Origin of the sequence: Vitreoscilla sp. C1, assembly GCF_002951955.2 — a bacterium.
GTDB classification, from domain to species: domain Bacteria; phylum Pseudomonadota; class Gammaproteobacteria; order Burkholderiales; family Neisseriaceae; genus Vitreoscilla; species Vitreoscilla stercoraria.
Map to the genome: position 1 here is coordinate 589,596 of NZ_CP019644.2, position 13,583 is coordinate 603,178.

At 46.2% G+C, this 13,583-nt stretch carries 12 protein-coding genes and 1 tRNA gene; 5 read left to right on the forward strand and 8 right to left on the reverse strand.

Annotation, left to right across the window (positions count from 1 at the left end):
- Positions 1-15: 15 nt before the first annotated feature.
- Positions 16-150, forward strand: coding sequence for a hypothetical protein (locus ADP71_RS13110; protein WP_257793068.1), 135 nt, complete (start codon positions 16-18; stop codon positions 148-150).
- 16 nt (positions 151-166) lie between these two features.
- On the opposite strand, the gene prfA is transcribed toward ADP71_RS13110, so the two are convergent.
- Together prfA and hemA are read right to left on the reverse strand one after the other, a co-directional pair.
- On the reverse strand, positions 167-1,246 hold the full coding sequence (gene prfA, locus ADP71_RS02945; RefSeq protein ID WP_104931463.1) for a peptide chain release factor 1: 1,080 nt from the start codon (positions 1,244-1,246) through the stop codon (positions 167-169).
- A 96-nt stretch (positions 1,247-1,342) separates the two neighbouring features.
- Complete coding sequence (gene hemA / locus ADP71_RS02950; RefSeq protein ID WP_104931464.1) at positions 1,343-2,593, reverse strand: glutamyl-tRNA reductase; 1,251 nt, start codon at positions 2,591-2,593, stop codon at positions 1,343-1,345.
- A gap of 134 nt (positions 2,594-2,727) precedes the next feature.
- Here hemA and pdxH point away from each other — a divergent pair, with 134 nt between their 5' ends.
- Positions 2,728-3,363, forward strand: coding sequence for a pyridoxamine 5'-phosphate oxidase (gene pdxH, locus ADP71_RS02955; protein ID WP_104931465.1), 636 nt, complete (start codon positions 2,728-2,730; stop codon positions 3,361-3,363).
- Positions 3,364-3,449: 86 nt separating this feature from the next.
- Positions 3,450-4,175 (forward strand): hypothetical protein, encoded by a 726-nt coding sequence (locus ADP71_RS02960; RefSeq protein WP_019957471.1) that lies wholly within the window; start codon positions 3,450-3,452, stop codon positions 4,173-4,175.
- A 174-nt stretch (positions 4,176-4,349) separates the two neighbouring features.
- On the opposite strand, the gene mutL is transcribed toward ADP71_RS02960, so the two are convergent.
- The 6 genes from mutL to tgt form a co-directional block, all read right to left on the reverse strand.
- Positions 4,350-6,299: a DNA mismatch repair endonuclease MutL gene (gene mutL / locus ADP71_RS02965; protein WP_104931467.1), complete on the reverse strand. Its 1,950-nt coding sequence runs from the start codon at positions 6,297-6,299 to the stop codon at positions 4,350-4,352.
- Positions 6,296-6,949 carry a DedA family protein gene (locus ADP71_RS02970; protein WP_104931468.1) on the reverse strand — a complete coding sequence of 218 codons (654 nt, stop codon included), beginning with the start codon at positions 6,947-6,949 and terminating at the stop codon, positions 6,296-6,298. Before ADP71_RS02970 ends, mutL begins: the two co-directional genes overlap by 4 nt.
- A 66-nt stretch (positions 6,950-7,015) precedes the next feature.
- Complete coding sequence (gene secF / locus ADP71_RS02975; RefSeq protein WP_104931469.1) at positions 7,016-7,951, reverse strand: protein translocase subunit SecF; 936 nt, start codon at positions 7,949-7,951, stop codon at positions 7,016-7,018.
- A gap of 3 nt (positions 7,952-7,954) precedes the next feature.
- Positions 7,955-9,817 (reverse strand): protein translocase subunit SecD, encoded by a 1,863-nt coding sequence (secD, locus tag ADP71_RS02980; RefSeq protein ID WP_019957475.1) that lies wholly within the window; start codon positions 9,815-9,817, stop codon positions 7,955-7,957.
- A 60-nt stretch (positions 9,818-9,877) separates the two neighbouring features.
- Complete coding sequence (gene yajC, locus ADP71_RS02985; protein ID WP_019957476.1) at positions 9,878-10,171, reverse strand: preprotein translocase subunit YajC; 294 nt, start codon at positions 10,169-10,171, stop codon at positions 9,878-9,880.
- Positions 10,172-10,270: 99 nt separating this feature from the next.
- A complete protein-coding gene (gene tgt, locus ADP71_RS02990) occupies positions 10,271-11,383 on the reverse strand; it encodes a tRNA guanosine(34) transglycosylase Tgt (RefSeq protein ID WP_104932362.1) in 1,113 nt (370 codons plus the stop codon).
- A 110-nt stretch (positions 11,384-11,493) separates the two neighbouring features.
- Between tgt and ADP71_RS02995 the strand changes: the two genes are divergently transcribed.
- Positions 11,494-11,570 (forward strand) — tRNA-Val (locus ADP71_RS02995).
- A 98-nt stretch (positions 11,571-11,668) separates the two neighbouring features.
- Complete coding sequence (gene thrS / locus ADP71_RS03000; protein WP_019957478.1) at positions 11,669-13,579, forward strand: threonine--tRNA ligase; 1,911 nt, start codon at positions 11,669-11,671, stop codon at positions 13,577-13,579.
- Positions 13,580-13,583 lie beyond the last annotated feature (4 nt).

Sequence of the window (13,583 nt, forward strand, 5' to 3'; positions counted from 1 at the left end):
ACGAGGATATTGAGAATGTATGACAGTGTTCTTGCACAAAGTTCTGAGAATCAAACTTTGAAGTGGGATTGGGTTTTATCTTACTGCAATTGTGAGGCAGACAAAAAGCGTCCTGTAGCCGATTTACAGGACGCTTGGCAAAGTCTTTGATTTGATTTGAATCTTTTTAATCGTCGCTGATAGACGCTAACAATTCTGCTTGGTGTTCGGTGACCAAAGCACTGGTGATTTCGCTCAAATCGCCATCCATGATGAAATCCAATTTGTACAAAGTCAGGTTGATGCGATGGTCGGTCACACGACCTTGAGGGTAGTTGTAAGTGCGAATGCGCTCTGAGCGGTCGCCACTGCCGACCAAACTCTTGCGTTCAGCCGCTTCTTTGTCGTGTGCTTCACGGCGTTGCAAATCGTTCAAACGTGCGGCCAAGACTTTCATCGCTTGCGCTTTGTTGCTGTGTTGCGAACGACCGTCTTGGCACTCCACCACCAAGCCTGTTGGAAAGTGGGTAATGCGAATCGCTGAGTCGGTTTTGTTGATGTGTTGACCACCTGCGCCTGAAGCACGGAAGGTGTCAATGCGAATGTCGGCGGCATTGATGGTGATTTCTTCGAGTTCATCTGCTTCCGCCATCACCGCCACCGTACAAGCGGAAGTGTGTACTCGACCTTGGCTTTCGGTGGCAGGCACACGTTGCACACGGTGCGCGCCCGATTCAAATTTCAATTGGCTGTAAACGCCTGTACCAATGATGCGCACAATCGCTTCTTTGTAGCCGCCCAAATCCGATTCGCTTTCAGATACCATTTCCGTTTGCCAGCCTTGACGCTCGGCATAACGCACATACATGCGCAGCAAATCACCTGCAAACAAAGCCGCTTCGTCGCCGCCTGTGCCTGCACGCACTTCGATGAAGACGTTTTTGTCATCATCTTGGTCTTTAGGTAAAAGCAATTTTTGCAAAGCCAAATCCAATTGCTCGATTTTGTCATTGGCGGCCTGAATTTCTTCAGCTGCAAATTCTTTCATGTCAGGGTCAGATAACATGTCTTCAGCATCGATTTTGTCTTGTTTGGCTTGCTCGTAAGCTTGGTAAGTTTCTACCAATGGCGTCAATTCTGCATATTCTTTGTTCAGCTTACGGTATTCATCCATATTGGCAGTGGCGTTTTCACTGGCCAATAAATGTGTCACTTCTTCTAAACGGTCTGCCAATTGGTGCAGTTTTTGTAACAAGGATTCTTTCATGTCAACTTTCTAAAGAGCGATTCAAAATAGCGTGTGTACAATGCAAACAAGCAAGATGCGTCCGATGGACACATCTTGCTTGTGTGAAAAACAGCGCTACAAATGTTCAGGTAAACGGTAAATTTCGGAGACCGCTTCAGACAAATGCGGATGTTGGTTGATTTGGTGTAAAGCGACAGTGGGCGCATGCAAAAGCTTGTTGGTCAATTGCAAAGACAATTTTTCTAAAACTTCTTCGGCAGACACGCCTTTGCCCAATTGCTTCAACGCGGTATTCAAAGCTTGCTGACGCTGCACATCTGCCGCTTCACGCAAAGCCTTGATGGTCGGAATGACTTGGCGTGAGCGTTGCCACAATAAAAATTCGTTTACACGGTTTTCGATGATGGATTCTGCTTCTGCGGCGGCTTCTTGGCGGGCTTCTTTGCCCATTTGTACCACTTGCATCATGTCATCGACGGTATACAAATAAGCATCGTTGATGTCTGCCACTTGCGCTTCAATGTCGCGAGGCACCGCCAAGTCTAATAAGAACATCGGATGGCGGCGACGTTGTTTCAGGGCGCATTCAATCATGCCTTTGCCGACTATCGGCAATGGGCTGGCAGTAGAAGACACCACCACATCGTATTGATGAATGATATTGGGTAAATCGGTCAATAAAGATGCATCGGTATTGCCGCCCAATTGTGAACACAATTGGCGGGCGCGCTCTAAAGTACGGTTGGCAACGGTGATTTTTTTCGGGCTTTTGGCAGCAAAATAAGTCGCTACCAATTCAATCATCTCGCCTGCGCCAATGAACAACACATTCAAATCGGCAATTTTAGGAAAAATTTGTTCAGCCATTTTGACCGATGCAGCCGCCATAGACACAGAGCTGTCGCCGACGGCAGTATTGCTGCGCACTTCTTTGGCGACGGAAAATGTTTTTTGAAACAGATTGTTCAGTGTGGTGTCGATGCTGGCTTGTTCTTGTGCCACACGCACGGCATCTTTAAGTTGTCCTAAAATTTGTGGTTCACCCAAAACCATAGAATCCAAGCCGCAAGAAACGCGAAAAGCGTGGCGGATGGTTTCGTCGCTGTCTAAGGTGTATAAATAAGGGCGGATGTCGTTTTCAGGCAAGCTGTGGTAGTCTGCCAACCAGTGGACGATGTCATTGGCTTTGCCGACGCAATAAAGCTCGGTGCGGTTGCAAGTGGATAAAATCACTGCTTCGCGCGCCGCACGGTTTTGTACAATTTGTTTCACTGCGTCAGGCAACGATTGTGCCGCAAACGCCAAGCGTTCGCGTATGCTCAATGGGGCTGTCTGATGGTTCAAACCGATTGCAGTCAATTGCATGGCAAAATGCATCCTTTTGAAAAGCTTGGGTCGTATTTTAACGCATTTTGCGTCAAAACGACATATTAATGGGTTGTTTAATAACTTAATTAAATTGGATTTATCGAGGCGTTTGCTTTGATTGGGGGTTGAGAATGGATTTACATGTCATCAGACAAGATTATGCCAAAGAAAGTTTAGAATTGAATGATTGCGCTGAACTTCCTTTGACGCAGCTCAAAACTTGGCTGGAGGCGGCTTTGCATGCCAAAGTCAATGAACCGACAGCGATGAATGTGGCGGCAGTCGATGCAAACGGGCGTCCGAATGCGCGCATTGTGTTGCTCAAAGAATTGAGTGATGACGGTTTGGTGTTTTTTACCAATTACGACAGTCGCAAAGGTCAGGCTTTGCAAGCACATCCATTCGCGGCGGTGACGTTTTTTTGGCCAGAATTGGAGCGTCAAGTGCGGGTGGAAGGCAAAGTCGTTAAATTGGATGAAGCGGCATCGGATGAATATTTTGCTTCGCGCCCATACGCCAGCCGTATTGGTGCTTGGGCGAGTGAACAAAGCCAAGTGATTCCGAACAAAACCCATTTGATGAAACGTGCCACTGCCATCGGTTTGAAACATCCGTTAAATGTACCTCGTCCGCCGCATTGGGGTGGTTTTGTGGTGATTCCTGATTGTGTGGAGTTTTGGCAAGGTCGCCCAAGTCGTTTGCATGACCGAGTGCAATACCGTTTGCAAGACGATGGACAGTGGACGAAAGTACGTTTGGCACCTTGATGTGCGGCTTTATTAGCACATGTGTGTGATGGCAAGCGGCCTGTAAACATTTGCAATACGTGGATCATGAAAACAGGAGTGCGATTATGAAAGGTTGGCTTGTGGGGGTATTGGGTATTTGGATGGCTCAGGCGCAGGCTTTGAGCTGTTTGCCTTCTGCACCATTTTCTGTGGTTCACACCCAAACCATGCAGCCGCATTCGGTGGTATGGTTGAATCGAGTCGAATCCGCACCTTACGCGCCAGTATGGCTACAAAGCCAACATGGTAAGAGCGATACCATGACCCAAACCGTGCATTGGTTGCCACAATGGGTGGCATTGGTGCCCAATCGCCCTTATGTTGCTGGTCGAACGTATACCGTGACTTCCAAGCAAATCACCGCTGAATATACGGACATGGTGGCGTTGAACAATTCGTTTCAGGTTGGTGTTTCTCAACCCAATACCGAGTTGAAGTGGCGACAAAAGCCCGTTTTGGATGCGGTGCAAGTGCATCAATCGCCATGGGGACAGGTGGGACATGTGACTTTGGGATTGGATGTGACAGTGGCACCTGAAAATTATTTGGTGATGGTAACCGCAGCTGATGATGCTGACATGCGAGATGCCAAAACGTGGTTGTTGCAGCCTACGCTCATCAATGGGCATACCAAATTGAAATTGTCTCACGGTCCTTGTATGGCCAACCATCAGGCATTTTGGTTTCAGGTAGGTCAAAGCAAATGGCTGACTTTGGCGCTTATCAGCCACGATGGTCGCATCATACCTTGGCAGGGCTCGCCTTGGCGTTTGGATTTGCCAGCCAAGTGAGGTGGTGATTAACTGCATTCAGTTGTTTGGTACCTGCGCCATCAGCTCTGCGCTGGTATTTCAAGTTGATACAATCCAGACCATTGATGTGTTGTCTGAGAATTTTGATGATGGTATCCAATCAAGCGTCCTGTAACTTTTTACAGGACGCTTGATTGGGTCAATCAGGATGATTCATTGACCACGCAAAAACAAAGCATCCAAATCGTTAAGTTTGAGTTTGACCCAAGTTGGTCTGCCATGATTGCATTGGTTGGCGCGAGGGGTTTGTTCCATGTCACGCAGCAATGCGTTCATTTCAGGTAAAGTCAAACTGCGTCCTGCTCGCACCGAGCCATGACACGCCATCGTGGCTAAGATATGGTTTTGGCTGGCTTGTAAGGTGTCGCTGCTGCCTACTTGTGCCAATTCTGCCAACACATTACGACTGAGTTTTTCGACATCACTTTTGGCCAGTAATGCAGGCACGGATTCAATGGCAATCGTGTGTTCAGCAACGGCTTTCAAGCTCAATCCCCATTGTTGTAAGGCGTTCTGAAAACCGTTTAATGTGGCCATTTCCAACGCGCTTGCGCGAAAGTCTTGCGCAATCAGCAACGCTTGTGTGGCGACATTGCCGCTTTCATGTTGGCTTTTGAGTTTTTCGTAAGTCACCCGTTCATGCGCGGCATGCATGTCTACCAAAATCAAACCATCGGCCGTTTGCGCCAAAATATAAATGCCCAACAATTGCGCCAAAGCATAACCTAATGGATTTTCCACCTCATCGTCGACTGCCAAATCCATATTCAAATCGTGTGAATGGTTGGTATGGGTTGAGGTTGATGCGCTGGTATGCGCTTGAGTGGCGGCAGCTGGGTGCAAAGGCTTGTCGTACAAGGTGGCATACGTTTGTAAAGCCTGTCTGCTTTCATGCGCGCTCAATGGTTTGGAAGAGGTGTTGCTAGCGTATTGAAACGGCGTTTGTGAACGAGTGGGGTGATGGTCTTGGCTGTTGTATGCTGGTGATGTGTGGCGTTCGAAAGCCGACGTATCACGCCATGGCAAGCTGTTTTGAGTGGGCGCAGCAGCAGTTTTTTGGACTTGTTGTTGTAAAACTTCACCAGCATTGCTGACTGAATCTGTGTGGCGTGCATCGGTTTTGGACAGTGCTTGGTGTAAAGCATGAAACACCAAACGATGTACCGATTGGCTGTCACGAAAACGCACTTCGGATTTGGTTGGATGCACATTGACATCCACCTCATGCGCAGGCACGTTGACGTTTAACACAAAAGCAGGCGTCAAAGCTACATGTAACACATCTTGATATGCTTGTTTGACTGCATGCAAAACGATTTTATCGCGCACAAAACGCCCATTCACAAACACAAATTGTTTGTCGCTTTTGCCTTTGCTGTAAGTGGGTTTGCCGATAAAGCCTGATAAATGCATCAAGCCATTGTCGCCTTGTACGGGCAAACAAGCGTCCTGAAAATCGTTGCCAACGATAGCGCCTATGCGTTCAAGCAAGGTTTGTGCAGGCAATTGGTGTACGGTTTTTTGATTGTGTGAAATATAAAATGCGACATCAGGACGGCTCAAAGCAATGCGTTCGATGGCGGTCAAACAATGCGCCCATTCGGTTTGGTCAGATTTTAGAAATTTGCGTCGCGCAGGCGTGTTGAAATAAATGTCTGCCACTTCCACCGTGGTGCCTAGGCCGTGAGCGGCAGCCGTTGGGGCATGTAAGACGCCATCGATGGCGGTGACGCTCATGGCGTGCGGCGCATCCGCAGTTTTGCTGGTCAATGTTAAGCGGCTGATGGCGGCAATACTCGCCAAACCTTCGCCCCGAAAACCCATGCTCGAAACATTTTCCAAGTCTTGCAAAGAGCGAATCTTGCTGGTGGCGTGGCGGTGCAAAGCCAAAGCCAAATCTTCGTGAGCGATGCCATTGCCATTGTCAGTCAAACGAATGTGTTTGATGCCGCCTTGCTGCAAAGCAATGTCCACGCGCGTAGCACCAGCATCCAACGCATTTTCTAACAACTCTTTGAGCGCGTTTGCAGGACGCTCGACCACTTCGCCTGCGGCAATTTGGTTGATGAGGTGGTCGGGTAAGGTATGGATGCGTTGGTTCATGCGGTTTCTTTTTTGGCAGCCATTTTGTGACGGACAATTTCAATCACTGCAGGCAAAACAGACAACACAATAATGGCAATCAAAACCAAGCTTAAATTGTCTTTAACGATTTGCATATTGCCAAAGAAATAACCCAAATAAGAAAAACCCACTACCCACAACACCGCACCAATGACGTTGTACAAGAAAAATTGTCCATAATGCATGCGACCCATGCCAGCTACAAATGGTGCAAAAGTTCGCACAATCGGCATAAAGCGGGCAATGATGATGGTTTTGCCGCCATGTTTGGTGTAAAAATCTTGGGTTTTTTGTAAGTGAGATTGTTTGAATATCTTGGAATTGGGATTGGAAAACAGCTTTTCACCAAAATATTTGCCGATGGTGAAATTGACCGCATCGCCCAAAATCGCAGCAATAATCAGCAATAAAACCATCAAATGAATGTTCATGCCACCAATGGCCGCAATGCTGCCTGCGGCAAATAACAATGAATCACCTGGCAATAAAGGCATGACTACCAAGCCAGTTTCACAAAAAATAATCGCGAACAATATGGCGTAAATCCACACGCCATATTGTGCGCTCAGTTGGGTTAAGTGTTCATCAATGTGCAAAATGAAATCGATGATGAAATAGAAAAAATCCATAATATTGTATGTATTTCAAATGTAGAGGCGACCTGAAAGGTTTCAGGCCGCTTTGAGAGGCAGAAATTAAACCACAATTTCTTCTTTTTTCTTACGCTCTTTGACCAAGTTTTGACGGTTCAAACCAAATGCCATTAACAATGGGCTGGCCACCAAAACCGATGAATACACGCCAAACACAATACCGATGGTCAAAGCCATGGCAAAACCATGCAATGCCGCGCCACCGAAAATCAACATTGAAATCACCATCGCTTCGGTCGAGCCGTGGGTGATGATGGTACGGCTCATCGTGGCAGTGATGGCGTTGTCGATAACTTCAGGGATGGTTTTGTCACGCATTTGTGGTTTGCGGAAGTTCTCACGAATACGGTCAAATACCACCACCGATTCGTTCACCGAATAACCCAAAACCGCTAAAATGCCCGCCAAAACCGTCAATGAGAATTCCCATTGGAAGAGGGCAAAACAGCCCAAAATGATGATGACGTCGTGCATATTGGCAATGATGGCAGATACCGCAAAACGCCATTCAAAGCGCACCGACAAATAAATAATAATGCCGATACACACCATCGCCAAAGCCGATAAGCCATGGCTTACCAACTCTTCACCCACTTGTGGACCAATAAAATCGTTTTGCAATAATTGCACGTTCGGGTCTTGCTTTTTGAGCAATTCCATCACTTGATTGGACAAATTGGCATTGGCTTCTGAGCCTTTGTTAGGCAAGCGTATCATGATGTCACGCGTGGTGCCTAAGGCTTGAACTTGTACTTCACCTATGTTCAAAGTGTGCAAATCGTCACGGATTTTATTGACGTCTGCACCTTGGCTGTATTGCACTTGCATCACCGTGCCGCCTGTAAACTCTACTGAGAAATTCAGACCTTTGGTAAACAAGAAAAACATTGCCAAGATGAAAGTGATCAATGAAATGGCTGTGGTCAATTTGCCATAGCGCATGAACGGAATGTCACGTTTGATTTTGAACAATTCCATGGTTTACTCCTTTTCTACCGCAGGGCGTGTGTCTGTTTCAGGACGCCATACTTGACCAATGGAAATGGATTTCAAACGGGCTTGGCGACCGTACCACAAATTCACCAACGCACGTGAGCACACTACCGATGAGAACATCGAAGTCAAAATACCCAAACAATGCACCACCGCAAAACCACGAACAGGACCTGAACCAAAGATGAGCAATGCCACACCTGCAATCAACGAAGTCAAGTTAGAGTCCACAATCGTCGCCCAAGCATGTTCATAACCTTTGCTGATGGCAATATGAGGATGGAGCCCTGCGCGCAACTCTTCTCGAATGCGTTCATTGACCAACACGTTAGAGTCAATGGCCATACCCAAAGTCAATGCAATGGCAGCAATACCTGGTAAGGTTAAGGTCGCTTGTAAGATGGACAGCAAAGCAATTAAGAACAATAAGTTGAAGGTCAACGCAATCACAGAGAATACACCAAACACACGGTAGTAAATCACCATGAATACGGCCACAGCTATAAAGCCCCATAAGGTTGAATGGAAACCTTTGGTAATGTTGTCTGCACCCAAGCTAGGGCCAATGGTACGTTCTTCAATGATGTGCATCGGTGCTGCCAAAGAACCCGCGCGCAATAATAAGGCTGTATCGTTGGCTTCCGCCGCTGTCATGCTGCCTGAAATTTGTACACGACCACCGGTAATCGGTTCGTTGATGGTCGGTGCAGTCACCACTTCGGCATTGCCTTGGTCGATTAAGACCATCGCCATGCGCTTGTTGCGGTTGGCGCGAGTCAAATCTGCAAAAATGTCTGAACCAGAACTGTCCAAAACCAAATTCACAGATGCTTGGTTGTTTTCAGTAAAACCAGGTTGAGCGTCCTGAATGTTGTCACCAGTCAATTCCACTTGTTTGCTGACCAAAGTTGAACCTTGACCGCCTGCATTTGGCAACAATTCATAACCATCAGGTGCAGTACCTAACATCGCTTGTTGTACCAAAGCGGGATCATCCGACACCATGCGCACTTCCAACGTTGCCGTACGACCCAAAATGTCTTTGGCTTTGGCTGTGTCTTGTACGCCTGGCAATTGCACCACAATGCGGTTGCTACCTGCTTGTTGAATCACAGGTTCCGCTACGCCCAATTCATTGACACGATTGTGCAAGGTGTTCATGTTTTGTGACACAGCAGCCGAGCTGATTTGCAATAGTTGTGCTTCGGTTAACGATGCTTGTAATTGATTGCCTTCAAGCAATTGCAACGTGGCTTCTTGACCCAATTGGCGGCTCATGCTGCGGAACATTTCTTGCGCAGCAGCAGCGTCCTGAAACGGAATGATGACGCTGTTATCGGTGAGTTTGACTTCGCCCATCATTAATTTTTGTTTGGCTGCTTCACGACGGATATCGCCTGTGATGCGGTCTAAGGTTTTTTGCTGCGCTGCTTTCATGTCCACTTCTAAAGTGAAATGCACGCCACCACGTAAATCCAAACCTAAGAACATCGGGCGAGCGTTGATGTTGCTCATCCAAGTCGGTGTGTTGGGAATCAAGTTCAAAGCAATGATGTAGCCATCGCCCAAAGCTTGGTCTATCACATCACGCGCTTTGATTTGTTCTTCAGTAGACGCAAAACGGAATTTCAAACTGCCATCATCAAAAAAATCACCTTCGGTTTTGATGTTTGCTTGAGTCAGCGCAGTATTGATTTTTTGTGCCAATACATCGTCAATGACAATGGCTTGGCGGTTGGTAGAAACCTGTACAGCAGGGGTTTCACCATAGAAATTGGGTATGGTGTAAATACAACTGATGACGACCAATACGGCAATCAACAGGTATTTCCATAAAGGATAGCGATTCATGCCTTAAGCCTTTGAAGCACAATAAACCGCTCTTCAGAGCGGTTTATTGGAGAGAAATGATTAGTCTTTTTTGTCTTCGACGGCTGCGCCAGTGGCATCCAAACGAGCAGTAATGGCTTGACGTTCAAATTCCACATTCACATTAGGAGCAATTTCAACAGTGAAAAAACGGTCACTCACTTTGGTGATTTTGCCAACCATACCTGAGCCAGTCACGACTTTGTCGCCTTTTTTCAACTCAGTTAACATTTGTTGATGGGCTTTGAATTTCTTTTGTTGCGGACGCATGATCAAGAAATAAAACACACCCAAAACCAAAATCATTGGCAAAAACGACAGTACTTGTTCGTTCATTGTCTTCCTTAATGTATTAAAAATTGAATTAACAGTCAGCGGCTATTGTAATGACTCTTGCTTAAAAGTCAAAAACGCCACTTGTTTTTTACGTAGACTTTACACGCCGCGCGCACGCTCTGCTGCAAATTGCACACGGAAAGCTGCAAATTGACCTGCATCAATGGCGTCGCGTACGTCTTGCATCAATTGTTGGTAGTAGTGCAAATTGTGAATGGTGTTCAATTGTGCACCTAAAATTTCGCCAACACGATGCAAATGGTGTAAATAACCACGGCTGAAATTGCGACATGTGTAACAGGTGCAAGTTTCATCAATGGGACGTTTGTCTAATTTATGGACAGCATTTTTGATTTTCAAGTCACCAAAGCGGGTAAATAACCAACCATTACGCGCATTGCGTGTTGGCATCACACAGTCAAACATGTCCACACCATTGGCAACGCCTTCAATCAAATCTTCAGGTGTGCCCACGCCCATCAAATAATGTGGCTTGTTAGCAGGCAATTGCGGACCGATGTGTTGCAAAATGCGATACATGTTTTCTTTGGCTTCGCCCACTGACAAACCGCCAATGGCCACACCATCAAAATCCAGTTCATTCAAACCTGCCAAAGATTCATCACGCAAATCTTCATACATCGCGCCCTGAACAATGCCAAACAATGCATTAGGATTGTTCAAGCGGTCAAATTCATTTTTAGAGCGTTCCGCCCAACGTAAACTCATTTGCAAAGATTTTTGTGCCGCTTGAGCGCTGGCATCACCAGGAGTACATTCATCCAATTGCATCACAATATCAGAATTCAGGACGGTTTGAATTTGCATCGAGATTTCAGGAGACAAAAACAATTTGTCGCCATTGATTGGATTTTTGAAAGTACAGCCTTCTTCGGTGAGTTTGCGCATGTCAGACAAGCTGAATACTTGGAAGCCGCCTGAATCGGTCAAAATAGGCTTTTGCCAGCCCATAAAATCATGCAAGCCACCAAACTCACGAATCACATCCAAACCAGGACGCAACCACAAATGATAAGTATTGCCCAAAATGATTTGGGCATTGATGTCGTCTAAGTCTTTTGGCGTCATGGCTTTGACAGTGCCGTAAGTGCCAACAGGTTGGAAAACGGGCGTTTCGACCGTACCATGGTTCAAAGTGATGCGACCACGGCGGGCCAAACCATCTTGTTTTAACAGTTCAAATTTCAACATAGAATTGGTAGAGCAAATAAAAAAGCCATTATAAGCCAATCACGCCTGTATTGTATTGCCAATTAAATCGAATCTCGCTACAATAATCGCCTATTTTAAAAGTTAAGCATAGGCATGTAGCTCAGTTGGTTAGAGCATCACCTTGACATGGTGGGGGTCGTTGGTTCGAATCCAATCATGCCTACCAAAAATACCCATAGCGAACCTGAAGTTCGCTGTTTTTTTTGCAAGTAGTGGTAAAAACAACAGCGCATCAAGTTGGTGTTCAAACACGGAGTGTGAACCATGCCTCAAATTACTTTACCGGACGGCTCAGTTCGGTCATTCGATCATCCTGTCAGTGTCATGGAAGTGGCGCAATCTATTGGCGCTGGCTTGGCCAAAGCGACGATTGCAGGCAAAGTCAATGGTCAATTAGTAGACGCTTCAGACATCATTGCAGATGATGCCAAATTGAACATCATCACTGCCAAAGACAAAGAAGGCGTGGAAATCATCCGCCATTCTTGTGCGCATTTGATGGGTCACGCGGTGAAACAGTTGTACCCTGATGTGAAAATGGTTATCGGTCCTGTGATTGAAGATGGTTTTTACTACGATATTTACAGTGAAACGCCGTTTACACCTGAACACATGCAAGCGATTGAAGCACGCATGCAAAAATTGATTGATCAAGACTATGATGTCATCAAGAAGATGACACCGCGTGATGAAGTCATCAAAGTGTTTGCTGAGCGTGGCGAAACGTATAAATTGCGTTTGATTGACGACATGCCAAATGAAACGCATATGGGTTTGTATTACCATCAAGAATATGTCGACATGTGTCGTGGTCCTCACGTACCAAATACCCGTTTCTTAAAAGCGTTTAAATTGACCAAAATGTCGGGTGCTTACTGGCGTGGTGATGCTAAAAATGAGCAATTACAACGTGTTTACGGTACTGCGTGGGCAGACAAAAAACAATTAAAAGAATACATTCAACGCATTGAAGAAGCAGAAAAGCGTGATCACCGTAAATTGGGTCGCCAATTGGACTTGTTCCACATGCAAGACGAAGCGCCTGGTATGGCATTTTGGCATCCTAAAGGTTGGTCTTTGTGGCAAACCATTGAACAACACATGCGCAAAGAGTTGACTGCGGCAGGTTATAAAGAAATCCGTACGCCAACCATTATGGATAAAGTGTTGTGGGAAAAATCAGGTCACTGGGCGAACTATAAAGACAATATGTTCATCACAGAATCTGAAAAACGCGATTATGCTGTGAAACCGATGAATTGCCCAGGTCACGTACAAGTGTTCAACCAAGGCTTGCGTTCGTATCGTGATTTGCCATTGCGCTTGGCTGAGTTTGGCTCATGTCATCGCAATGAACCTTCTGGTGCTTTACATGGTTTGATGCGCGTGCGTGGATTTGTGCAAGACGATGCGCATATTTTCTGTACCGAAGACCAAATTGACAGCGAAGCGCAAGCTTTTAACCGTTTGGTGATGAAAGTTTATAAACAATTTGATTTTACCGATATCGATATCAAATTGTCATTGCGTCCTGAAAAACGTGCTGGCTCAGATGAGATTTGGGATAAAGCCGAAGAAGGTTTGCGCAATGCTTTGCGTGCTTGTGGTGTGCAGTGGGAAGAATTGCCGGGTGAGGGTGCATTCTACGGTCCTAAGGTTGAATACCATATTAAAGATGCTTTGGGTCGCTCATGGCAGTGTGGTACTATTCAGCTTGACTTTGTGTTGCCTGAACGATTGGATGCTGAGTATGTGACCGAAGACAATGGCCGTGCCCGTCCTGTGATGTTGCACCGTGCTATTTTGGGTTCTTTGGAGCGCTTTATTGGCATTTTGATTGAGCACCATGCAGGTGCATTCCCATTGTGGTTGGCGCCAGTGCAATTGGTGGTGATGAACATCACTTCAGACCAAGCTGAGTATTGCAGCAATATTGCAACACAATTTACCGAAGCCGGTTTCCGCGTTGAAACCGACTTGCGCAATGAAAAAATCGGTTACAAAATCCGTGAACACAGTGCGCAGCGTGTCCCTTATCAATTGGTGATTGGGGAAAAAGAAAAACAAGCGGGCAAAGTGGCCATTCGCCGTCGTGGTGAAGATTTAGGTCAAATGACTGTGGCAGAGTTTATTGCTTATATGCAGCAAGAAATCGCTACGACTTTCGCTCATTGATGAT